This window comes from Asaia krungthepensis NRIC 0535 (assembly GCF_025995175.1).
Taxonomy (GTDB): Bacteria; Pseudomonadota; Alphaproteobacteria; order Acetobacterales; family Acetobacteraceae; genus Asaia; species Asaia krungthepensis.
The window spans coordinates 179,909-203,480 of the sequence record NZ_BAPV01000010.1; the positions used below are offsets into that span (position 1 = coordinate 179,909).

Consider the following 23,572-nt stretch of genomic DNA (forward strand, 5'->3'; position numbering starts at 1 on the left):
CTGATCGCCATGATTTCCGCTCTGATGCCAACATTCAAACGAGTCGACCTTGCTTTCGAGCATGGTCAGGGCGCTTGCTTGTACACGGCTGACGGACGACGATTCCTGGATTTCGGGGCGGGCATTGCCGTCTCGTCGCTGGGGCATGGCCATGAAGGTCTGGTCAAGGCGATAGCCGAGCAGGCCGCACGCGTCATGCACGTGTCCAACCTGTATCGTATTCCGCAAGCCGAGAAGCTGGCGGGCCGGCTGGTCGCCCATTCCTTCGCGGACAGTGTGTTCTTCTGCAACTCCGGTGCAGAGGCCAATGAAGGCATGGTCAAGATGATCCGCAAGACGCAGGCGGGTCGCGGCCATCCCGAGCGTACACGGGTCATCTGTTGTACGGGGGCCTTTCACGGGCGTACGCTGGCCATGATCGCGGCAACGGGCAATCCGGCCTATCTCGAAGGCTTCGGCGCGCCTGTTGAAGGCTTTGACCATGTGCCGTTCAATAACATGAACGCCCTGCGTGCCGCCATCACCCCCCAGACGGCGGGCATCATGCTCGAACCGATCCAGGGCGAGACGGGCATCAAACAGGCTGACCCTCAATTCATGACCGGGCTGCGCCAGGTCTGCGACGAATTCGGCCTGATTCTTGCGCTCGATGAAGTCCAGACCGGAATGGGGCGCACGGGTCAGCTCTTCGCGCATGAGGCTTATGGCGTCACGCCGGACGTGATCTCCGTCGCCAAGGGCATTGCGGGCGGTTTCCCGATGGGGGCGATCCTCGCCAATGAGGAAGTGGCCGCCTCCATGGGAGCAGGCTCTCACGGCACCACTTTCGGCGGCAACCCTCTCGCCTGTGCGGCGGCGAATGCCGTGCTCGACGTGATTCTTGCCGAAGGGTTTGTTGGTCAGGTCGCCACAACGGGCGAGACTTTGGGTGAGGGGCTCAAGAGCCTCGTGCGCAAACATCCCACCGTTTTCGAGCTCGCCCGTGGACGTGGCCTGATGTGGGGGCTGAAATGCCGCTTGCCGGTTGCACAGGTTCAAGCTCAGGCCATGGAAGAGGGTCTCCTGACCGTCACCGCAGGTGAGAACGTGCTGCGCCTGCTGCCGCCGCTGATCGTGAGCAGCGAAGAATGCCAGGAGGCCTGTGCGATCCTCTCGCGGGCCGCCACCATCCTTGAAGCCGCTGAAAACAACAAGACAAACCCGGTGGAGAGCCAGGCATGAGCACACAGGCAGACGCTTCGGCTATTCGCCATTTTCTCGATCTGCGGGATCTCGACGCCGCGACGCTGCGCGACATTCTCGATGTAGGTCGCGCGGTCAAGGCGATGCAGGACAAGCGACGCAAGCCCATGCATCCCGCCCATCCGCTCGCCGGACGCACTCTGGGGCTGATGCTCTCCAAACCCTCCACACGCACCCGCCTCTCCTTTGAGGTGGGCATGCGCCAGCTTGGTGGCGATGTGTCGGTGCTGTCGCCTGCAGACATGCAGATCGGCCGTGGCGAGAGTCTGGCAGACACCGCGCGTGTCCTGTCGCGGTTCCTCGATGTGCTGGTCGTCCGTACGGGTGAAACCGCCATGCTAACTGAACTTGTCCGCTGGAGTTCGATTCCCGTCGTGAATGGCCTGACACCGGATTCCCATCCCGTGCAGATCCTGGCCGATATCATGACCTATGAAGAGCATCGTGGCCCGGTAGGCGGATCGCACTGGGCCTGGGTTGGGGATGGCAATAATGTTGCCGTGTCGCTCATCGAGGGCGCTGTACGCTTCGGATTCTCACTGACGCTGGCGACGCCGGAAAGCATGAAACCCCGTCAGGAAATCCTGGACTGGGCGCATGCCGAGGGCGGCGAGATCAGGCTGGTCCATGACCCAGTCGAAGCGGCGCAGGGTGCTGACTGCATCGTGACGGATACCTGGACGAGCATGTCCGATCAGGAATCGTCAGCACGGCTGAGCACACTGAGCCCTTATCAGGTCAATACGGCCCTGATGCAGAAAGCCGCTTCCAACGCCCTGTTCATGCATTGCCTCCCTGCCCATATCGGTGAGGAAGTGACAGAGGAGGTGTTCGAGAGCCCTGCCTCTGTCGTTTTCGACGAGGCCGAAAATCGCCTTCACGCGCAGAAGGGTCTGCTCCTCTGGGTGCTGGGTGGCGAGAACTGGCGTTCATACGGCAAGCCCGTCTGAACGTTGTCGGCACGTTCAACCGTTCGACACCCTGTGAAGCAACCGACGAAGCACCAATGATCGAGACACCCGCCTTTCTGGATACACACCGCCCCGAAACCGTGCCTGATCTGGTGATCTCGCACGGCATAACGCCTTTCCATCTGGCGCGGCGACCGGTTCGCGGGCGTCTCATCCGTTTGGGCAAACTCGCGGATATCATGGTATCGCGCCATGATATCCCCGATTGCGGGCGTCAGCTTGCCGGTGAGGCGCTCTCTCTGGTCGCGGGACTGAGTGCCGGGCTGAAGTTCAAAGGGTCCTTCTCCCTGCAGATCAAGGGGGATGGCCCGATTTCCATGCTGGTGGCAGATTGCACCGATGCGGGCGAATTGCGCTTTTATCTGCGCGCGCCCGAGAGCCTCGATCCTGCACCGGCCAAGGCCCTTCTGGGAGAAGGGTATTTTGCCTTCACCATCGATCAGGGCGCGCATACGGAACGCCATCAGGGTATCGTCGCACTCGAGGGGGAAACCCTCGCCGATATGGCGATGCATTATTTCGCGACGAGTGAGCAGCATCAGTGCTGGATGCGCCTCTATTGTGAGAAGACACCGGATGGCTGGCGAGCCGGGGCCCTGCTGCTCGAAAAAATTGCTGAAGAAGGCGGCATCGTCGCAGACAAGACCGACGATGAGGATGCCTGGGAAACAGCTGGCATTCTGGGCAACACCCTGACTGCCGCCGAGATTTTCGATCCCCACCTCAGTGCCACCACGTTGATCGAGCGTCTCTTCGGCTCGCAGGATGTGCTGATCGATCGACCGCGCGCGGTCAGCCTTGGGTGTCGCTGCAACCGCGCAAGACTCGCAAGCGTCCTTTCCACATTCCCCGAGGACGATCTCGATCACATGGCGGAGGGAGGCACGATCACCATGAACTGCGAGTTCTGCAATGTGGGCTTCCGCTTCGAGCGAACAGAGATTGCCCGATGATGCCGATGGACGCCTTCCTGCGCACAGTGACGATCGATGGCGAGGCCGTATCCTCGCTCTATGATCAGTGGACTCCGCAGGAAATCGTCCCTCTGGCCGACGACATCACATGTCTGGTGCTCGCAGATGCGTTCAGCGGTCGCAAGGCCGTCTGGTATCTCGATGAAAGCCGAGCCTATTGCGGCTCCCATATCGAGGTTGTCCAGCGTCTCCAGCCTCACGACATTCTTTCTACAGTCTCTCCGTGGTTCGACTCCCTCGTGCGCCACTCTCTGGCGGCGGCCCCTCAGCCCCTTCATGATGCGCGCGCCGTCCCGCTCTTTCTTGCAACACAGCTTGCTGCGGCCTGGTCAGTACGCATGCTTGGCGACCTGCGCCAGATCCAGACCGCGCTGCTCGAAAAGGGGCAAAGTATCGCGCAGGTCGGTGAAAAGGCCCTTTCGACCCGTCAGGTGCGCCGCATCATGGGCACGCGGATCGGACCGGAATCGCTGGTGGTCCTGTCGCCTTTCACTGAAAAGCCGCTCCGCTCGCAGATTTCCTTCGTGGTCGATCACCAGCTCATACATCGTTTCCATGATGCAGAACTCGATTGCAGCTTCTATCTGGCCTGGTGGGAAAAGCAGCTCGACAAGCCGCCATCATTCTATTGTCCGAAGGCCAATGTCATCATCAGCGACGAGACCATGGCGGGAATGCTGCCCTCGCTCATTCTCGGCTGGTATCTGAGCCATCCGGAGCATGTGGATATCATCGCATCGGCGCCGGGCTTCGAAGCGCGTGACTATGGTCTGGGTAGCGCCTCTTCACTCAGGATCGACACACCCGAAGCCGCTGTCCCCCTCCCAGCGGCGCCGAATGCCTCTTCAGCTGACATGATATCCGAATCCTGGGCATTTCTTCAGCATCATCATCCAGCGGCAGAAACACCCTCGGCAGATAAAAAGGACGAAAAATCGTCTGCCCGCCTTCTCGGTCGCCTACGCTCTTTCGTCAAAAAGAAATAAGATCGCCTTCGCCAACAGGAGCCGCCCATGCCGCGCAGTCAATCCAGAATCAAGTCCTTCCTTCGTTTTGGTTCAGTCTGTCTGGTTCTAGGCAGTCTCTCGCCACTGCTGACCGCTTGCGGCGACAGCGAACCCCAGAGCTTTGCTCCTCTGGATTACAGCTATCTGAGCAAGATGCATCTCAACGTCGCGCATATCGAGGTTGTCGATACGTCGCCTCCGGGCAGCGCTCCCGGCGATATCTCCGCCAAGGCGCCCACCCCGCCGCAGCAGGCCCTGGAACAGATGGCACGTGATCGACTCATTGCCGCAGGCTCTGAAGGCAGCGGTACCTTTACCATCACCAAGGCGAGCATTCTGCATGCCCCGGGCGGCACTCTTCTGGGCGAACTCGAGGCCCATGTCGACCTCTCGGCACCTTCAGGCGGCAGAGCCGGTTATGCCTCGGCGCATATTACCCGCAGCCTGAACCCCGGAGATAAGGATCCCGAGTCACGTGCGGTCCTGTATGATCTGACCACCCAGATGATGCAGGATATGAATGTCGAGCTTGAATTCCAGATCAAGAAATCCCTGCATGACTGGCTTGTCGATGCGAGCGGCGCGCCGCTCCCGGGGGCCATACAGCAGCAGGATATTGGCCCTAATGCGCCGGTGAGCCCCGCCTCTGCCCCTGGTACCAACGCACCGGTTGCTGCGACCCCCGCCAATGTCAGCGGCACAGATACCAGCGCCGGGCTACAGAACGCAGCGGTCCCTGCCGTGCCTCAGGAGCCAGACGCAATATTCCCCTTGGGAGATGACGCGGGACAGGCAACGACTCCCAGCGTCAAGTCACCCAAGCCGGGTGTTCTCTCCCTGCCTTCAACTCACTCCTGACGGCTGAGAGAAGGGGGGGAGCCCCACGAGCCCCTCGGCGGGACCGCAACGTCATCCCGCCATAAAGCCGCTTGCATTTCACACAGCAATCGCGAAGAAGAAGTCTATGCCCACATTGTGAGCATTCCCCCTCTATGTTCCCTCAGGAGAACAGGTTGAGCGCGCCTTCGTCTTCACGCCGACGCTTCGTCCGGAACGCTGCGGGTACCACCGCTTTCTTTCTCCTCGGGGGGCAAGAGTTCCCCATCCCTGCACTGGCTGCCGCCCCGGCTCCCGCTGCACCACCCGAATTTTTCTCAGCCGAGGAATTCAGGTTTCTTCAGGCCGCCTGCGACTGCATCTATCCCGACGATTCCTTCGGTCCCGGGGCTTCGGCGCTCGGCGTCCCATCCTTTATCGACCGGCAGATGCAGACACCGTACGGGCGAGGCGAGCTCTGGTACATGTCGGGTCCGTTTCAGAACGGTCCAGCCAACCTTGGCTACCAGTTGCCTCTCGCTCCTCAGGCGCTCTACCGGCAAGGGATCGAAAGCGCCAATCATTATGCCCGCACAGAACGCGGCAAGGATTTTGCCTCGCTACCACCAGAGATCCGTACGGAGCTTCTGACTGCGTTCGAAGGGGGAGCCGTGCATTTCGCTGCATTCAACGCACGGCTTTTTTTCGAGCAGTTGAGACGCAATACGCTTGAAGGCGTGTTTGCCGACCCCATTCATGGCGGCAACCTGCACATGCAGGGCTGGATGTTGCTTGGCTTCCCTGGCGCCCGGGCCGACTTCATGGATTGGGTCAATCAGGAAGGACAAGCCTATCCTTTCGAACCCGTATCGATTGATCCGCAGAAAGCCTAAGACAGTTTCCATCGAAAAGAAGACGCATGACTTCAAAACGGACTGACGTTGTCATCATTGGAGCGGGCTGGGCCGGCGCCATCCTCGCAAAAGAAATGCGCGAGGCGGGACGGCGCGTGATCATGCTGGAGCGTGGTCCGGAGAGAAAAACCGCAGTTGAAGGTACCTATCCCGGATCGATCGATGAGTTGCGTGGTGCGATACGCCACCGGCTTTTCCAGAATCCTGCCAAGACTACCGTGACCATCCGCAACACCGTCAACCAGACGGCCCTGCCCTATCGCCAGCTGGCGGCTTTTCTGCCGGGGGAAGGTGTCGGGGGCGCAGGACTTCACTGGTCGGGCGTCCATTTCAGGGCGGCTCCCGATGATCTGCGTCTGCGCAGTCATGTGATTGAGCGCTATGGCGCCAAGTTTATTCCGGACACCATGAATCTTCAGGATTATGGCGTCACCTATGAAGAACTCGAACCTTTTTTCGACAAGGCGGAAAAAGTCTTTGGGACTTCGGGTGACGCCTACAAGGTCAATGGTGAGATCGTTGGGAATGGCAACATATATGCGCCATCACGCAGCGATCATTTCCCGCTCCCGGCCATGCAGGACGTCTACACAGCAAGCCTGTTTCGCAGGGCCGCGGGCGATGCCGGTTATCACCCTTACGCTCTCCCGGCGGCTAATGCCTCCAGACAATATACCAACACTTACGGCCTTCAGATGGGTCCGTGCAATTTCTGCGGATATTGTAGTGGCTATGATTGCTACATGTATTCAAAGGCATCGCCGAATATCAATATCCTTCCCGCATTACGCAACGATGCCGATTTCACCCTGATCACCGACGCTCATGTCTTGAGGGTCAACCTCGACAGTGATCGGCGCAAGGCGACTGGCGTGACCTATCTCGACCAGAAAGAAAACCGCGAAGAGACAATTGAAGCCGATCTGGTGATTCTCGCGGCTTTCCAGTTCCACAATGTCCATCTGATGCTGCTTTCGGGCATCGGCACGCCCTATGATCCGGTCAGTAATACCGGCGTTGTGGGACGCAATTTCGTCTACCAGACCATCACCACGTCACGGGCATGGCTTTCGGAAAAGCAGTACACGAACCAATTCGTGGGTGCAGGTGGGGCTGGCGTTGCCATCGACGATTTTAATAGCGACAATTTCGACCATGGCCCGCTCGGCTTCATCGGTGGATCACCGGTCTGGGTCAATCAGGCAGGTGTCAAGCCGATCGCTGCGGCGATGACAGGGGGGGGCAAGTCTGCCCCCCGTTGGGGTGCTGGCTACAAGGCCGGGCTTGTCGATACCTATCGTCATTCCATGGCCATGGACGCGCATGGGAGCAACATGGCGTATCGTGACGTCTATCTCGATCTCGATCCGACCTGGAAAGACAGCTACGGGCAACCCTTGCTTCGCATGACATTCACCTGGAAGGAAAATGATATCCGGATGAATCAGTATGTGGTCGGGAAGATCGAACCGATCATGAAAGCTCTGGGCGCTCGTCGGTACGAACTCGGCAGGCTCGAACACGGCGAGGCGTTCGATACGCGCAAGTACCAGACGACCCATCTGGGTGGCGGCGCTGTCATGGGCACATCGCCCAAAGACAGTGCCCTGAACCGATATCTGCAAAGCTGGGACGTTTCCAACGTCTTCGTCATCGGCTCCAATGCCTTCCCTCAGGGCATGGGCTACAATCCCACCGGCACGGTCGCCGCACTTGCCTATTGGGCAGCCCATCATATCCGCGCCCACTATCTTGCGCAGCCCGGTCCGCTGGTTTCTCTATGATGATACGACGCCTCATCCCGCATGTGCTTCACGGCATTATCGCTCTCGCCATGACAGGGAGGGCCATGGCGTCGGCTCCCGATCCCCTGATCGATAAAGGCCGTTATCTGGCCGAAGCCGCCGATTGCTCCGCATGCCACACCCATAATCCGTCTGCCCCCTACGCAGGCGGAAATCCGTTCGTGCTGCCGATCGGTACGCTTTACGCCCCCAACATCACTCCGGACAAGAGTCATGGTATCGGAGAATACACCGAGGCGGACTTCACGAACGCTCTTCGCAGGGGCGTAGGTCGAAACGGAAAGCCGCTCTATCCGGCCATGCCTTTCCCATCCTATGCCCGCATGAGTGACGCCGATATCCATGCGCTCTGGATCTATTTCCACGACGGCGTCGCGCCATCTTCAGAAGCTCCACCCAAGAACGGTATCCCGTGGCCCCTGTCGATGCGCTGGCCCATGACAGTCTGGCGCTGGGCATTCGCCCCTACGCCCAAAATGGCGATCGCCAATGCCGCACGTGATTTTCCTGCCGCCGACATTGCCCGTGGTGCGTATCTTGTAGAGGGTCCAGGCCATTGCGGCGCCTGTCATACCCCTCGCGCCCTCACTATGCAGGAAAAAGCGCTTTCATCGGATCAGAGCGCTCAGTATCTGGCGGGTGGCGCCGCAGTTGACGGATGGACACCGGTCAATCTGCGTCAGGACGACCGCACCGGGCTCGGTCGGTGGAGCGAAAACGACATCGTCGACTTCCTCGCTACCGGCCGGAATCTTCATGGCTCGGCTTTCGGAGGAATGAGCGACGCCATCGTGCATGGCACACAGCATCTGACCGCCGCCGATCTGCACGCCATCGCGCACTATCTGCGTACCTCCCTCCCCGCAAGGAAGAACGAAACCCCCTGGGAGGCGAATCCTGCGGTTACGAATGCGCTCCATCAGGGTCATCTTCCCGATGCCGGTGCCAAGGTCTATGTTGATCGCTGTGCTGCCTGCCATCGTACCGATGGCCATGGCTACGCGCCAGCTTTCCCGCCTCTGGCTGGAAATCCGACCCTTATGGATAAGGATCCGAGTTCACTGATCCTGATCGTGCTACGCGGCGCCAGTGTCCCCGCCACCGCGAAAGCCCCATCTTCGCTCACCATGCCCGGTTTCGGTCATATCTTGAACGATCAGGAAATTGCCGATGTCGTCACTTTCATTCGTCACAGCTGGGGCAATACCGGCAGCGCAGTTTCAGCCAACGATGTCAGCGCTTTCAGACGTCACAACGCGCGCTGGATCAACGACACCCCCTCAAACCCGTTCAACTGAGTTCGGCGGGCTGCATTACCGCAGAAAACGATAGATCGCGCAGCCCTGAAAACCTCTGCCGCCCGCAACGCTTTGTCCGGCCAGTCGGGCGCCATAGGCACCACCGCCACCGGCTCCGTATTTGCTGGCGGTCGACCCCGAGACATTTCCGGCTTTACCGCCTCCGCCCCAGGGACCATCTCCCCCATTACCAGTAAACACGATCGTTCCGTATTGGCCATCACTGCCTGGACTTCCCGCCTGGTTCCACAACGTGCCCCCGCCCGCTCCACCACCCACTCCACCGGTCGAATTCTGCGCGCTCGCGAAAGCGCCCGGTGACCCGCCCTCTGCCGTGAGCAGAACCTTCCCGCCATAAGTCACGAAGCTCGGCTCCCCTCGCTGATCCGCACCGCCGCCAAGGCCGATCGTGATAGAGAGCACGTTGTCGCGCGAGGGTATAAGAGGGAAAATCCCCCAGGAATCACCCCCAGCCCCCCCACCGGCCCCGGAAAAAGCTCCTGCCTCAGGCGACATCGCCGAGCACGAGGCACCCCCTCCGCCAGCACCGATGACCCTCAGCTCAACGCGTCGAGCCCAGTCGGGGATCGACAACAGGCGGCTATTGGCGCAAACGGCCTGGGGCTGATTGATCTGCTGTGCGAAATCCATTGTCGCCAGATCAGCGAGGCAGGGCATGAAGGCGGGTCCCGGTACAGGTGTGATACCAGCGAGTGTCCCGGCGTCTGGCGGCACTTCGAGGATATAAAGCGCAACGCAAACAGCTCCTGCTACGGACGGAGGACTTGTTGGAATGGTGAAACTGACCCGCCCTGTACGCCGTGTTGGAAGCGCCTTGCCACGGTTATCCGGCCCCGCCATTGTCTGGTCCGGTTGGTCGGCATTATAAAAGGGCAGCACATCCGGCAGATCATCCTGCTCATAGCACAGCGCATAGATCGTGACGGTTGCGCCGGTCACTGGGACGGTCAGAGTTATCGGATCATCATGGTAGAACAAGGCCTGCGTCATGGCCTGATCTGCCTCCAGCCCCGCCGACAGGCTTCCGATAGGGGTCGCATCGAGCGGATGGGGAGCTGAAACTGTGCCAGGGCCGAGGGTCAGCGATAAGTCGCTGGCCGAGATTGTACAGGCAAAACCACTTGCCACAACGGTCTGGCGCCCAAGAACAATCTCCGCCAGACGACCGATCCCTTCCTTGGTATAACGTCCCAGGCGCAAAAGGTCGGTATCATAGGGCACGGCCCCCGCATAAACGATCGGACGATCCATTATTCGATGATCCTTACCCAGGCGATGACACCCGCAGCTTTGGTCGCCTTGATAGCTGCGTCGAGCTGACGGCGTTCAATCGGTATTTTTGGAAGAATTTCCAGGATAAACTGCCCCCCCATCCGGCAGCCGTAACGCGTGTGCATCCCCGCTCCATATCCGCCCGCGAGGCACCATGCGCCGCAGTCGCGTGCATTGCCTGGTTCTATGATACGAGGATGAGCGCCTGCGATCTGCTGAATAGCCTCAGAAACGGCCTGCCTCGTATTGCGTGGCGCAACCAGCGCTGCAATCATCCGCCGTCGATAATGCGTGTCTTTTTCGCCCCGAAGGCGTGTCAGTGAGCCAGAGCCAAAAAAATCGACCGCTGCCATATCCAGAAAAGACGCACTTGTCTGACCCAGACGGGATTGCGCGGAAACAACTTTCATCAGTTGCCAGATATGAGAGAAAATCGCGCCATAGCCTGTCAGCAACGCGTGAAGGACCGGAGCGTCTTCCATTTCCTCACCCCGATAGGCAGGAAACCAGCCTTGTGGAAGGAGCAGGCGCATGCGCCGGGCAAAATCGCGGGCACTCCCGAGGGCTACTCCCGTATCATGAAGCGCCTTCCGGTCAGTTGCCTCCAGAGGCACAACACATTCGTCATGTAAAACAGCCATCAGCCACCGACCTGCGCGACCGAAAAAAGTGGCACGCGATAATCCTTGCCATTGACGTTGAGGTGTAAGAACCCTCCCTCTGCCGAACTCGGCACAGCGTGCCCCGGACTGGCGATGGGCGAAGACATCTGAATCTCACCCCCTGCGGCAGGATAGAGGCCCAGATTAGGAGAGCCATCTTCTCCTTTTTGTACGTAAATTCCCGCCGCAGCCTGCCCACTTCCAGCCTGGATATTGACCGTATTGGTGGGTGCCATATTCGGGGCGACCGAAAAGAGAAGTTCTCCTGACATATTCGTGATCATGAACCCGTCATCGGCAAATTGCAGGCGCTGTCCGTTCTGCGTCTTCGTCACCGTCGAAAACAGCATAGCCCCAGCGTCGAGCCCCTGAACGTATTCGCGCGTTTCAGGCGTTCGCCACTCGATACCCTGATGACAGGCCATCGATATTGCGTTCCCGTAGCCCCCATCTTGGCCGTTCGTCCCACTCAACGACGCATGACCGAACAGAATCCCGGTTTTCCATGAATCAGGATTGCTCACGAACACGATGCCCGCCTCGCAATCGGCCGTTCCCTCCGTCTGACCACCCCCAGCGCCAATCTGAATGGCATAGGTGCCCCCACCGCAATTCGGATGATACGGGGTAGAAACGCCATGGGCTGGTCCACCAAGATTGACCGCCTCGAGTTCCATGACAAAACTCGGCTGGTAATTGACCCCGGGCATACGCCACGCCTCACCATAATAGGCGTAGGCAGTCGTCACCGTAGGGTTGGTCGTGTCATCCGCAATGCCCCATGCAGCCACACCAATCGTACTTGGCGTATGGCCCAGCATATCCCGCGATTTGAGCGCGTCAGATGTTCGCGACCCAGCGACAAACGCCGAATTTCCAAAGCGCGACAGAGAGGCGGCCTGTGCATTTTCCAACGCCCAGGGCCCGATCGATGTGGTCGCCATGAGGGCAGAAAGCCAGTCCTGTCGCGCAACGTCACGGGTGTTCAAAGCTGGATAATCCGATGCCCCCCCTATGAAAAACCGATCACCGAAACGACTGATTTTTGCCCCTTCCTCAGCGAAAAACGCGCCGCTAGGCATGGAATTGGCGGGCGCCCCTGCGATCTGGCTTGCGGTAGCATTAAGTGTCTCGACCCCATCCGGGGTGGCAATGATTAGTACCTCCGGCCCCTCGACTGAAGGAACAGGAAAATAGCTGTTGAATTTCGGCATTATCCCTCCTGAACGACCGTGATAGAAATCGTACCCGGGAAGAGTGACTGGCGCGTCCGGGCGGGAATGTCGTTCTGCGCATCGTTGAGCGTGACAGCGGTTACAGACAGCACCGGAATTCCCGCCGAGGCATAGGCAATAAAGGCGAGACGACTGAAGGCATATCCCGCACCGATTTTGGTGGAGCGCAGATCGGCGGCAATCGCCCGGACAAGAGCCGTCTCCACCGTCTGGACATCGCTGCCGGATGGAACGCTGACGGTCATACTGACGGAAATCGTCGAAATGAGAGGGCGCTGGACTGCAAATCCAATCCCGAGCGCCTTGGTCAATGCGACACGCTCATAGACATCCCTGACGACCTGCTCCGGCACGTCGTCGCTGCCATCATCGACAACGACGCTGAAATATCCCGAGCGCAGCAGACCATCCGGCGACTCTCCGTCGAAGAGCGCGTAACTCAGATTATTCTGTGTCTCGGCCACAGCATTTTCTACCGCCGATCGCGATCCGCTGGCTTTGGATGCCAACCAGAGAGGAAAACGGATGCGCAGCTGCGCATCCGTTTCCTGATCGGAACCATTGGCGAACGCTTTCTCATTAGTCACGATATCGATGCCCGAGACCGTAGTACCCATCAGACTGATCGCCCCGGCAGAAACGTTTCCATCGGAACCGGCATTAAGCGCCTCGACAGGCAAAGTTAGGGCTGCAAACCCAGCAGGCCTCACATAGGCCTGTATCTCCCGAGACCATCTCTCATGAGAGGGATCCGCCACCACCTGAAAGGTCGTGGCTGCGGCGGTACGAACGGTCACCCCTGGGCGTATGACGGCCGATATATCCTGATAGGAAAAGCAGGTCATAGTCACGTGTCCCAGCGCTTTGACCCCCGGTAGACGGTTCATGCCAAAATCACCCACGAAACTGTCGCAATCCTCTCCGGTGGAGGTAGCCAGACGCGTGCGCGCCAGAATCCGGATGAGCAAATATTGCAGCCAGAGCCCAAGAGCGCTCGCCGCCTCGATGAGCGCCCTTCCCGGAGATCCAGGATCAAGTTTGAAGGCAGAAGTGCAGCTTGCCTGCGCCGTGACGATCGCCACCCTGACCAGCGAAGAAAAAGAGCGCAAAGAGAGCGCCATATGTCCTCCAAGGCCTGATTTCGCTGAGCCGGAAAACGCTCAGATCATGCCATCTTGTTGAATTGCGAGGCTCTGCACGGTTTCACTGCTCAAAGCCGTGTATGCGATAATGCAGCGATACGACCCCGGCGATGATGTGCTCAGATCAACGGCTACTTCCCGGTCATGATTGATCCCTGTCTCAAGGGCGAGCTGGGCGGTGATCATGCCTTGTAAGGCCAGCTCAGCTACAGGCATACCGATGCGCGCTGGCAGCCCTGCCCCATAGTCCGAGTGCCACAGATAGGCTGGAGGATTGGTGCAGAGGCGTCGCAGAATACTCTGACGTGTCGCCATCGCCTGATCGGCTTCGAGCAGATTTCCCTCGGCATCCAGACGGAAATCCTCACCAAAATAATGAAAGATCTCAGTCATCCCACAGGCTTTCCGGTCATACCATTGGGAGCTGGATGAATATGCCCAGACAGGCTGTTGAGCTCTGTTCTCACATCGCCACCTGAGACGACGATATCTCCCCCGTTTATCGACATGCCTGCGCCCTTGAGGGTGAGCCCCTTCGCGCTGAGCGTCATCTCGAAAGACCCGGCGTGAAACACGATAGCGTCCCCGCCTATCGTACATCTCAGCGCACCGATACCGAGAAAAATCCCATTCCGACCAAGATGAAACCATGCAGCCTCCTTGTCGGGTTCTGCCGATTGCGACTTCGCCCCACGCCCGGCCCGTATCAGTAATTCTCCGGGCTGAGCCACCTTGCCAGTCGCCGGGGAGACCGGGGGCAGTGCAACAACATCGAACAACGATGATGCGATAACGTAACTTTCTCCATTCCCTTCGATGGGTATCAACAGCACGTGGCTTCCGAGAGAACACGGACTGGCAAGCTGTAAATCGCCCGCGAGAGCGAGGGCGGTATCCGGCAACCACCCGGTTTCGATATCCTCCGGCTGAAGGCGTACCTTGACAGCATGGCTCGACGGATCAACTGCGGAAACGATGCCATGCACGGCGTGTGCCATCCGCATCTGATGAGCCACTGCCTGTATGGGCTCTTTCATTGTCTCACATCCTTAGAATAGACGATCCCGCAGCACGACCTCCTGACGATAACCCTCAGCAATATCGAACCGGTGCGTGACGGCATCCACGGATAATGTCCTGTCTTTGTCGATGATTCCCTCGTCGAGAGACATGAAATGGCGGGGCATCAGCCCCGCAAGGGCAGGCATGACAAGCCTCGCCTCGAAGGCATGAGAAACGATACGTCTGTATTTACCGATCGCCAGACGTCGTATTTCATCCATACGATGTCCCGTCACCCTGAAGGTATGAAGCGCTGCTCCCGCCCCTGGTGGCGCAGTCGAGAAGTTCTGGCCGTCATAATAGATGATGCTGCCTGCCCGCTGCCGAGAGTCCCACGACCGGACGCCCACAACCACATCCGTCGCCAACCCCAGATCATGACGAAACGCGCGCGCGGTAACAGCTTGGGGAATGTGAACGGTTGTTCGTGATGAATCGCGCTGCTGATGCAGGCAAATGGTCTTGCCATCCGCATAGCAGTCAAGCCCGTGATCACGAGCCACTGAAAAAACAAGATCGAACGCGGTCTGAAACCGGCATTGCGTGGTCGCTGCCAGACGCCGATGCTCAATCTGCCAGAACTGACCGCAGTACTCCTGGCCCCATACATCTGAGTCGTCGTGTCTGAAGTTCAGACCGGCCAATTCGACGGATTCCCGTACGATATCGAGGGGTGTGCGATTGCTCCATGAGCAGGTCACCCGCGTATCGAGGAGAAATGCCAGATAATCCCGGCATTCCAGTCCATACAGGGCAGCGTCGTTTCCACCCGTCACAGCATCCAGAACGCCGTTGAACACCGTGATCCATTGCTGGTCCCCGCACGCATCACACACCTGCAGCACAATATCCGGCTTCTCGAACCTGGACCGGACCTCGAGCATTGCGTGGAACGCGCTCTTGTCCTGGATGGTGATCATGATACGGGCTGCGTCACAACGCTCATAGCGCGAGCACTCAAGCGTGAAAGCGCAAACAGCTAGCCTTTCATCGGACTTGCCATCTACCAGGAGACGTACCGCCCAACGGCGCAGAGCTGCGTTCATGATGCAGGGAGACCCGATCCATCTCCTCGCTGTCCCGGTTCCGGAATATCAAGCTGCACGGGCGCGTCAAACAGGGTCAGATCCGGATCCAGCCCCCCGTTGCGCTCTGCTATGCGCCACCACTCCAAGGCATTTCCATAATGCTGCACGGCCAGATGGAAGAGAGATACATCATCCGATGTCACCCGGATTTTCATTTTTCGCCACCTATCGGAAGTAAAGCCTGTCCATGCCCCTTGGCAGTTCGCATGCTATGATTCCTGTAAAAGGGCCTGTGCCCGGGCGACATGACTACCACCTTCCACTCCCATGAATTCGATGCTCGCATTCTGGGCAAGATTCACGAAATCATGCGTGTCGGCTATCACGCCCTCGTCCAGAGCCATGCCCGACTCATCACGCATCTGCGCCAGGTCACTTCCGGCGATAGAAAGCGGCGTCTGAATGCAAGCTGCAACTGTAGTCATGCGTGAGACGGACATGCCTGACTGCAACAGGCCGTTTGCCTTTTCCAATGCCGCCTGAGCACGCGCCACGTTCCCCCCTGCTCCCAGATTTTGCGCTACCGGCATGACCTGCCCTGCCAGGCCGGAAAGCGCATTCGTTCCGGTCCAGCCTGCCTCAGCCATATCCCCAAGAATAACGCCAAGACTGGACAAGCCACCGCGCACATTGAGCGCAATATTGTCTGAGCGATCCTCGCCCCTTCCCGGGGGAGCCATCTCCCGCTCCAGGACCAGCCGATACGGGCAAATTGCTCCTCGCGCCTGATAAGACCAGCTGAAAGCCGCAATCCAGACGCGCGCACTCAGATCGGCGACCGAGAACGCCAAAGCCTGTGCCTTTTCGCGCATTACCTCGATCTGCCGCGCGCGCCTTGTCGCGAGCGGCCCTATGAAGCGGCCACTCAAGATCAGCCGGGCCGGATCATTTCCAAGTGAATCGATCACTCGGCCACCGCCGATAACGCGGTGGACAACGAGAGCCTGATGTCCTCCGATAACGAGTTCATCAGGCACCTCGGGACCGGAAAGCACCATCGTGCCCAGCATGACGGGAGCTGCCCGGTCAAACTGTCCTATAGCCCCCAGAGTAGTTTCGACGTCCAGAAGCGCCATGTCCGGTTCTCTCTTTCCTCTACATGAAGCCGATACTCAGGTTCGGGAACTGAGGCGTTGCGATTTCGTCGATGACGCCACCTCGCGCACGCAGAGCGTGATCGGGCCAGATGTCCATCACTGGGTGTGACGACGCTGCGTACTCGTCTGCCAACGCGGACCGCCGCTCAGTCTCGCCATCATGCAAGGCTCTTGCTATCATGACCGTCTCGGGAGACTCATCGCTCGCACCCCAGCCCCTGCCACCCACCGATTGACGCTGATCGGCAGTCACGGTGTCCGAAGCAGCTCGCGCCCTCATCGGTGGCACAAAATCTTCCAGATGCTGCTTTCCACCTTGCGGGAGGTCATCAATCGGGCCTTTGCCGCTTACAGAATACCCCCTCCCTCCTGTGACGAGCACAGGGGCCCCAGAAAGCCCTGGTGATGCGAGCGAGGTGAACACCGTTGGACTTTTCCTCAGACGATACATGTTCGGGGGAGGGTTTCCTGCAGCCTCGCGCCATCGCATCCCCATCGTATGAAAAGCCTTGGTCACACCCAGCCCTGCCACGTCTGACCCAGCTACTCTGCGTAGGTGCCGCAGCAAATTGCTCCAGCCCCCGGCGACATGGTGGGCCTTGGTGTAATCCCAACGGCGCATTGCGCCGAAAGGCGAGCCGCCTTCCCTAGTTATGGCTCCGACGCTGGAATGCCATACAGCCGCGGAGACCGGGAGGCTTCGCGGCGATCCAAGGCAGGATCGGAAAATATCTACCAGAGGACGAGTGCTATTCCTCCCATGCCTCATGACACCAGTCTTCTTGTGTCGAAACCCTTTCTGCCCCGCAACAGGAGCGACACCCCATACATCGCACCTTTGTCTCTCCCTGTCGTTGCGACCGAGCGGCGCTGTCCAGCCATGCGCTGCCGTAGCGAATTTTTTTCTGCCACTTACATGGATGGTTTTTCGCGCAATCACTCTGCTTGTAACCGTACTCCTCTCGGGCACAAAGCATGGTATGGAAGGCGGAAGAGCCATTCTGACGCGTCCGAGAGCTGGCTCAGAAAATAGGAACATGGCTTTCCGGGTACTCCGGCGATAGTCATCAGAGTTCATGCACTGGTTCCTCGTCGTACCGAGCGAGGCTCCAGTTGAAGGTGAAGCCCTCCATCTCCGCCAGTGCGACACAGGCTGCGATCCGTCGCGCCCGAGACCAACGCTCCAGTAATGGCCACGGCACCCCGTTTTTCAGCAGATAAAGCACCTCACGAAAAACGGGATGCCGACTCAGTTTTTTGACGTGTCCAGCATGCCATCGCCGGCCGACGCATCCGCAACGAAAACCTCCTGCAACGCCGAGAGACCGTCATTGCCGATGCGACGGGCCAGATCCTTGATCTCGTCTTTCGTTGCAGGCATCTGGACCGGAACGCCATTGATGGCGCTGACCGAGCAGATCATCTGTGCATAAGAGAGCCAGGCAGAGGCAGAAGGACCGGATACGGCACTTCCTCCCGCTTCGATCAGATCGAGCATATCGGCCGGATCGAGAGCGCGCAGGCTCAAATCATGCCCGGATCGCACTTCGAGTTTCTGGGGGAGGCCGCTCATGAAATCTTGCTCCTCAATGACGCGTAAAACTGGACATGCTGGTGAATCATCCCCTCAGCCTGCCATCTGTCCGTCTTGAGCGAGAGAGAAACCCCGCCATATTCCCAGGTTGTCTGCGTCCCATCGGGCTCGCGAATATACTGGTAAAGCGTGCCACTGCCGATGCTTCCGGCATTCCAGAATGCGGCCTCGATCGCCGCGACAAGGCTGTCCAGATTGGCATTGGCGCGGGCAATCGTGAATACGCCCCGCCAGCCGCTCGGCGTGTTGAATTCGACGGGCAGACCATTGAGGGGAGTTGCGCGCTGGGTGATGGTATGTTGCTCAGCCTGGAATCCCGTCACGTCACGCAAATCAATACGCGATCCGTTCCAGAGCAGGGTGATCCGGCAATCTCGTCCGATACTGTAAGGATTGACCATCGATCAAATACTCCCACTGGCAGTGCTGACATTTACCGAGGCACCGCCCTGCAAGTTGATGATGAATTTCTCGTTGATGCCCTGATACTGGACCTGCACATCAGCCTGCACATATCCCGTCGCGATCCGCTCAATGGGGTTGTTGGAGCTGTCGCATATCACGGCATAAGGCAGGCGTCCCCCGGTGATCCCCAAAATGCCCTGAGAAAGCAATCCTGACAAAAAACCGAGGAGAGAAGCGCGAATATTTCCAAACAGCGTGTCGTTGATCACGCTGCCCACATATTGTCCCATCGATCCCTGAAGACTACGCGCAAGATAATGCGTCAACCTTGTGTACGCGTCATTCTGGATTGCAACATTCGACGACGTGTTATGCCCCGAACGCATCGACCAGTATTGCCCGCCGGGTGAGGGATTACAGATCACATCAATGCCGTGCTCGATCAACAGGCCGAGCTCCGCGATCGTATAGCCGAAGCGATTGGATTCGAGCCCGTTTTTCTGGCTACCCACGACACCTGTCAACGGCTTGTTGAGCCCTGACTGTTCAGGCGAAAGGGCCGCCAGCTTCGCAGCAGCAAATATTGCTGGACTGACCAGCTGCAAACCAAGCGTATCGTCATTCCACCAGAGCCAGTCACCATGCATGTATTTCAGCACGGGCGAGGAAAGACCTGATGCCGCCCGGCTTTGGACGGCCTGGGCTGGCGTCTCCCCTTTCGGGCCGGCGCCGACCATATAGACTGCTTCAGCCTGACCGAAAGCCAGCATTGCTGTCATGGAGGAAGCGTCACCTGTACCTGCCAGCACGGCAATGGCGCATCCCTGATTGGCCAGAGCCTGCAATCCTGTCTTGGCTTCGGATGAGCCGATCAGTCGCGCTACGGGTGGTTCGGCTCCATCGCTTCCCCCCGCGAGGGTGATCGTCCCAGTACTGTCAATTGCCGTATGATCTGTCGGCTCGATCACCACCAGCGCTCGCGTGTCGTCCGCCACGGCCTTTTGCAGGGCAAGCCAATCCATGCCCTGATAACTCGCCGTGCCCAGTTCCTCATGGGAGACAGTCAGACCAAAAACACCATCGCGATAGTTCTGACGCGCCAGGGTGAGGCTGATGCCATTACCCGCAGACCCGGTATGGCGTGCCCGAATGCGTGCATTGTCCAACATCCCCAGCGCACAACTATCCGTTCCGTCTGTGACACGAACCAGGCAGAACTGACTTGCCCCCTGATGAACCGCAATATCCACCGCCAGATTGAGATTGGATATTGAGGCACGTTTTCCACCGAAAGCCTCGCGGCACTGCGCCACGCTTCCCAGTATCGTCGGCGTATCAGACGGCCCCCAGGACGCTGTACCGACAACGCCCAGCAATCCTGAGGAAAGCCCGGCAATTTGCAGGGTCTCCGGTTGCGCAATCTGCACATACAGGTCAGGAACCGGCAAGGCGGCCGTATTCAGCGCACCACTCTCAATAAGTTGCGGCATGGAAAATCCTTCTGGTTTCCAGAAATAAGGCTAGGAGGCGTAAGACGGGAATACCGTTCCAGCCGCATCAAGGCACCAGCCCTGATAGGCCACTGGCATGTCCTGTCTCATCGCTATCTCGCGCAATGCTTCAAAGGGTATGTCGTCGTGCAGGCCGTCCGGTTCATGACCGAATGATGACCTGCTCCCCTCTGACAGGACCCATCCGCCACCAGCGAGCATCTGGGGCGACCAGAGTTCGTCATAATCATCCCAAAAGACCCGCAGTCTCAAATCGCGCCGGTAAAGGGACTGGGTCTGCATCGCGTCCTGATCCTCCTCACCCTCGATGAGAATCTGTGCCTTGCGTCCGTCGGGTAAATCGAGCCAGTCCCGGGGTAGTAGATGATGGCGCGCGATTATTCCCAGAAGCTCGCGGTTTTTGCTGCGCGTCGTCCAGATCGACATGGTGAAACGTTGGCACTGACGTCTGAGGAGACAGGTCGAACGCCCGTATCCCCCTATGCCACCACTCAGCGCACCTGAGGGAACATGCAGCACATTGCCTGATGCTTCCAGTCCATCCCCCTGCATGGCAAGAGCTTGAGCGACCTGCGTCATCGACTCATTTTCGTGCGCAACATGGCGCAAAGCGTGAGAGCGCCCGTCACCAGTCTTCCAGGCAAGCATGACAATACCGGGCACTTTGCTGTCACTCTCAGACATGAAGGAGGCTTGGCGCCCCTCTACTCGTACCTCGATACTGGGCTTCACTATCAGAGTGGTGACCCATTCACGCCCGAGCGGTGGCGCAAGGTTCTCCTGCGTGCCAGCTACCGGCGCAAACGTGATGTAAATCACATCGTCACGTAAAGACGGGGTCGAAAACAGATCCGACGGCATGAGCACACCCGCCCTGAAGATAACGGAAGCGTCCCGCAACTGAGCAAGCAAAGAGGCTTTCGCCGCGAACCCTGAAGCGCAGCACAGGGCGAGCCCACGGGTCACGTCGGAGATACCCGTCATACTCAGACCTGCTGCACGGAGAGAACAGCGCGTGTGCCGTTTTGCGAGAGCTCCACTGCATCCACCAGATAGCGCATACCGGTCTCATCAATGAGTTGCATGTAGGGCATCAAACAAAAGTCAGGCAGAAGCGGAAGATGCATCATGTAACTACCCGCCCGTAACGATCCGGGCATACCGCTATGCCGATCCCCGCCTCTGCCATGGAGCGAAATACTTGCCGGACATTTTTGCACATATCCTCCTTCATCTCCTCGCATGCCCATTATCGTGACCTGGCGATTACATGCGGTGCACAGCAGGGGTCGCAGGGATTCTTTCTCTGCCACGAAATAGAAACGCCCGGCCTGCTGCAATAAATCGCCGACACGCAGGTGCAGAGTATCGCCGAGGGCATAAAGAGACGTCTGTCCCCATGACCTGGGCCGACGCATTCTGAAACTTGCGTCGGTATCGAAACAGATAAAGGGCGTTCCTATCAGCGTAGAGAAGGGACGTGCGAGGTCGCGAACCCGATAATGATACGTGCACGCGCCCACCCGACGGGCCAGTCTTGCCGCACCCGCGTCAAGGCGACGTTGCAGATATCCAGGCGAACGAACCTCATCAGGGCCGAAATTATTCATCATTCCCCTCATCGCCGCCGCAGGGTAAACTCAGCGCGGCTATTCCAAAGCGCCTGGATCAGATGTGGATTGCCGCATGATCCTTCAGGTCCGGCCCCGGCGCGACACCCAGGAAACCGCAGAGCCTGCGACGCCACCATTCCAGCAGTTTCACGCGTTCAGGGACTTCCCGCCTGTTGCGCGTCCATACAGAGATGGTCTCGATGTCCAGGCTTTCCGACGCCCCATGAATGGCTTTTTCCATCTGCGCCAAAGTCTGAAGAAAATAACGAACCCGACGGCGCTCCGCTTCGCTCAGCGTGTTGAGACGCCATTCCAGCGCCCCTGCTCCCTGAAAAAACCGCCAGGAACTTTCTCCACTCGCAACATCGCCAAGCGCAGCGTAACCACAAAAACGCCGGATTTCCGCCTTCTCCGCATCGTCGAGATCAGCACCAGAAGCCTGCGCAGAAAGCATCTGGTCGCAGGAACTCAACTCCCCGGCCCACCGGCGTCCGTACCGAGCGTCTCGATCACAACGCCACGCTTGAGATAGGCATTGGTGGCCGTCGGTATGATCGAAGCATCTGCCGTGACATCTGTCGGCAGGGCGAACCCCCCGATCCAGTACCAGGACTGCGCGATAATCTGCTTCAGACGGTCGAGCGGTTCGCGTGTCACCATCGCCACACCATCGACCATCTCGATCAGCGCCCGTTCCGCATCCGGAATGTCCGTATGTCCTACACATGCGCAGTCCCCCTCGACGAGCGCACCCTGACCTACAAGCAACGCCCTGTGTATGGGCCCGCCTCCCAGCGAGGCCTGCTGTGGCGCCTCGGTCGTCGGCACAAAGCGTACCCCCAGCAATTCGATGACCTGTCCGGATCGGTATTCTTCCGATCCGTAGGCGCCGCGATAGAGGTATTTGAAATCTGCATCCCGAAACAGCGATAGAAGCTGCAGGTCATCGAGATAGCAATTATACGCGCCGTCGATCATCGGCACGTTATTGCGGCGCAGCGACGCCACGCCTGCAAGCACATGCTGGATACCGAGCGTGTCGCCATCGCTCGCTCTGAGTTCCGCCGTCGTCCGTTTTCCATTCGGCCGCAGAACGAGAGGCGCGGTCGAGGCAATCACCGCCATACCGGCCGTCGCGTCGGCTACCGAAACCGCTACGGAGAGCTGCAGCTGCCCGGAAATTCCCCCAGGAGCTTTTGAGACATTCACCGTATCCGCCACACTGCCGACAAGCGTGTAAACACCGCTGCCTATCGTCACGACCATTCCAGGTCCGGCATTGACAGGCCGAACAAGGCCCGATGCAATCACAAATTGAAATCCCCGGATATCGTCCACTGCCACTGTGGTCGTTTTCGCGGTTGCTGTCGTCACGACACGCGTATTGCCCCCCAGATATCCGCCAACGCCGCCGGGTACCCCGCCGAAGAGCGCGTTTCTCGCCAATCGGTCGAGCGATTGCATCGCCTGCATGCCATTTGTCTGCGCATTGGCCAGGAACTGCGATGCAATGCCCACCCCTGTCGTCACCATGTTCAAATCGATGGTGTCGCCATATTGGTTGATACTGAGCGTATATTGCTCGATCGCCCAGCCGCTTGACGACAAGCCATTATCGAAATTGGTGTTACCCGACGGCAAAAGCGGAGTTGTGACCGGTGCCTTGAGGCTTTTGCGCGTTTTTGTCAGCGTTTCGCCTATCGCATTGAGAAATAATTCCCGGTCAGCGATTGCCCGGAATCCCAGACGTGCATGAAGGCCAGTTTGAAATTCCCTTGCCAGAAAACCCTGCTGTATCGCCGCACGAAGCTGTTCCGGAAAATTCTCGATTCCCATATTTCTC

At 58.7% G+C, this 23,572-nt stretch carries 24 protein-coding genes; 9 read left to right on the top strand and 15 right to left on the bottom strand.

The features are described 5' to 3' along the window. Positions 1 to 9 precede the first annotated feature (9 nt). The 8 genes from AA0535_RS07520 (at position 10) to AA0535_RS07555 (ending at position 9,027) form a co-directional block, all read left to right on the top strand. Complete coding sequence (locus tag AA0535_RS07520) at positions 10 to 1,221, top strand: aspartate aminotransferase family protein (RefSeq protein ID WP_264815319.1); 1,212 nt, start codon at positions 10 to 12, stop codon at positions 1,219 to 1,221. Then, positions 1,218 to 2,192 (top strand): ornithine carbamoyltransferase, encoded by a 975-nt coding sequence (gene argF, locus AA0535_RS07525; RefSeq protein ID WP_264815320.1) that lies wholly within the window; start codon positions 1,218 to 1,220, stop codon positions 2,190 to 2,192. The genes AA0535_RS07520 and argF overlap by 4 nt, the downstream gene beginning before the upstream one ends. A 56-nt stretch (positions 2,193 to 2,248) precedes the next feature. Then, positions 2,249 to 3,166 carry an Hsp33 family molecular chaperone HslO gene (gene hslO / locus AA0535_RS07530; protein ID WP_264815322.1) on the top strand — a complete coding sequence of 306 codons (918 nt, stop codon included), beginning with the start codon at positions 2,249 to 2,251 and terminating at the stop codon, positions 3,164 to 3,166. Next, positions 3,163 to 4,173 (top strand): hypothetical protein, encoded by a 1,011-nt coding sequence (locus AA0535_RS07535; RefSeq protein WP_264815323.1) that lies wholly within the window; start codon positions 3,163 to 3,165, stop codon positions 4,171 to 4,173. The genes hslO and AA0535_RS07535 overlap by 4 nt, the downstream gene beginning before the upstream one ends. Positions 4,174 to 4,200: 27 nt before the next feature. After that, on the top strand, positions 4,201 to 5,052 hold the full coding sequence (locus AA0535_RS07540; protein WP_264815324.1) for a hypothetical protein: 852 nt from the start codon (positions 4,201 to 4,203) through the stop codon (positions 5,050 to 5,052). Between the two features lie 155 nt (positions 5,053 to 5,207). After that, positions 5,208 to 5,903 carry a gluconate 2-dehydrogenase subunit 3 family protein gene (locus tag AA0535_RS07545; protein ID WP_306310228.1) on the top strand — a complete coding sequence of 232 codons (696 nt, stop codon included), beginning with the start codon at positions 5,208 to 5,210 and terminating at the stop codon, positions 5,901 to 5,903. 26 nt (positions 5,904 to 5,929) lie between these two features. After that, entirely contained in the window at positions 5,930 to 7,708 is a 1,779-nt protein-coding gene (locus AA0535_RS07550) for a GMC family oxidoreductase (RefSeq protein ID WP_264815326.1), read from the top strand. Beyond that, positions 7,705 to 9,027 carry a c-type cytochrome gene (locus AA0535_RS07555; protein WP_264815327.1) on the top strand — a complete coding sequence of 441 codons (1,323 nt, stop codon included), beginning with the start codon at positions 7,705 to 7,707 and terminating at the stop codon, positions 9,025 to 9,027. The genes AA0535_RS07550 and AA0535_RS07555 overlap by 4 nt, the downstream gene beginning before the upstream one ends. Positions 9,028 to 9,042: 15 nt before the next feature. Here AA0535_RS07555 and AA0535_RS07560 read toward each other — a convergent pair whose 3' ends face one another. From AA0535_RS07560 to AA0535_RS07600, 9 genes are all read right to left on the bottom strand, one after another. Next, positions 9,043 to 10,299, bottom strand: coding sequence for a glycine-rich domain-containing protein (locus AA0535_RS07560; protein ID WP_264815328.1), 1,257 nt, complete (start codon positions 10,297 to 10,299; stop codon positions 9,043 to 9,045). Then, the gene (locus AA0535_RS07565) at positions 10,299 to 10,961 is read right to left on the bottom strand and encodes a hypothetical protein (protein WP_264815330.1); all 663 of its coding nucleotides are present in this window, start codon (positions 10,959 to 10,961) and stop codon (positions 10,299 to 10,301) included. Before AA0535_RS07565 ends, AA0535_RS07560 begins: the two co-directional genes overlap by 1 nt. Further along, entirely contained in the window at positions 10,961 to 12,196 is a 1,236-nt protein-coding gene (locus AA0535_RS07570; RefSeq protein ID WP_264815331.1) for a hypothetical protein, read from the bottom strand. Before AA0535_RS07570 ends, AA0535_RS07565 begins: the two co-directional genes overlap by 1 nt. After that, positions 12,196 to 13,338, bottom strand: coding sequence for a baseplate J/gp47 family protein (locus AA0535_RS07575; RefSeq protein WP_264815332.1), 1,143 nt, complete (start codon positions 13,336 to 13,338; stop codon positions 12,196 to 12,198). The genes AA0535_RS07570 and AA0535_RS07575 overlap by 1 nt, the downstream gene beginning before the upstream one ends. A 39-nt stretch (positions 13,339 to 13,377) precedes the next feature. Further along, the gene (locus AA0535_RS07580) at positions 13,378 to 13,752 is read right to left on the bottom strand and encodes a phage tail protein (RefSeq protein WP_264815334.1); all 375 of its coding nucleotides are present in this window, start codon (positions 13,750 to 13,752) and stop codon (positions 13,378 to 13,380) included. Then, positions 13,749 to 14,396, bottom strand: coding sequence for a baseplate assembly protein (locus tag AA0535_RS07585; protein WP_264815335.1), 648 nt, complete (start codon positions 14,394 to 14,396; stop codon positions 13,749 to 13,751). Before AA0535_RS07585 ends, AA0535_RS07580 begins: the two co-directional genes overlap by 4 nt. Before the next feature lie 12 nt (positions 14,397 to 14,408). Further along, positions 14,409 to 15,467 (bottom strand): hypothetical protein, encoded by a 1,059-nt coding sequence (locus AA0535_RS07590; RefSeq protein WP_264815336.1) that lies wholly within the window; start codon positions 15,465 to 15,467, stop codon positions 14,409 to 14,411. Next, positions 15,464 to 15,652, bottom strand: coding sequence for a hypothetical protein (locus AA0535_RS07595; RefSeq protein WP_264815337.1), 189 nt, complete (start codon positions 15,650 to 15,652; stop codon positions 15,464 to 15,466). The genes AA0535_RS07590 and AA0535_RS07595 overlap by 4 nt, the downstream gene beginning before the upstream one ends. Before the next feature lie 66 nt (positions 15,653 to 15,718). Then, positions 15,719 to 16,585 (bottom strand): hypothetical protein, encoded by an 867-nt coding sequence (locus AA0535_RS07600; RefSeq protein ID WP_264815338.1) that lies wholly within the window; start codon positions 16,583 to 16,585, stop codon positions 15,719 to 15,721. Here AA0535_RS07600 and AA0535_RS07605 point away from each other — a divergent pair. After that, entirely contained in the window at positions 16,584 to 16,715 is a 132-nt protein-coding gene (locus AA0535_RS07605) for a hypothetical protein (protein ID WP_264815339.1), read from the top strand. The two genes, AA0535_RS07600 and AA0535_RS07605, sit on opposite strands and share 2 nt — an antisense overlap. A gap of 1,140 nt (positions 16,716 to 17,855) precedes the next feature. Here the strand turns inward: AA0535_RS07605 and AA0535_RS07610 are convergent. The 6 genes from AA0535_RS07610 to AA0535_RS07635 form a co-directional block, all read right to left on the bottom strand. Then, positions 17,856 to 18,179 (bottom strand): hypothetical protein, encoded by a 324-nt coding sequence (locus tag AA0535_RS07610; protein ID WP_264815340.1) that lies wholly within the window; start codon positions 18,177 to 18,179, stop codon positions 17,856 to 17,858. Continuing rightward, entirely contained in the window at positions 18,176 to 18,601 is a 426-nt protein-coding gene (locus AA0535_RS07615; RefSeq protein ID WP_264815341.1) for a hypothetical protein, read from the bottom strand. The genes AA0535_RS07610 and AA0535_RS07615 overlap by 4 nt, the downstream gene beginning before the upstream one ends. A 3-nt stretch (positions 18,602 to 18,604) precedes the next feature. Continuing rightward, a complete protein-coding gene (locus AA0535_RS07620; protein WP_264815342.1) occupies positions 18,605 to 20,095 on the bottom strand; it encodes a phage tail protein in 1,491 nt (496 codons plus the stop codon). A gap of 30 nt (positions 20,096 to 20,125) precedes the next feature. After that, a complete protein-coding gene (locus AA0535_RS07625) occupies positions 20,126 to 21,100 on the bottom strand; it encodes a hypothetical protein (RefSeq protein ID WP_264815343.1) in 975 nt (324 codons plus the stop codon). Positions 21,101 to 21,784: 684 nt separating this feature from the next. Then, entirely contained in the window at positions 21,785 to 22,201 is a 417-nt protein-coding gene (locus tag AA0535_RS07630; RefSeq protein WP_264815344.1) for a hypothetical protein, read from the bottom strand. Continuing rightward, positions 22,198 to 23,565 carry a DUF4043 domain-containing protein gene (locus AA0535_RS07635; RefSeq protein WP_264815345.1) on the bottom strand — a complete coding sequence of 456 codons (1,368 nt, stop codon included), beginning with the start codon at positions 23,563 to 23,565 and terminating at the stop codon, positions 22,198 to 22,200. Before AA0535_RS07635 ends, AA0535_RS07630 begins: the two co-directional genes overlap by 4 nt. Between the last annotated feature and the right edge of the window lie 7 nt (positions 23,566 to 23,572).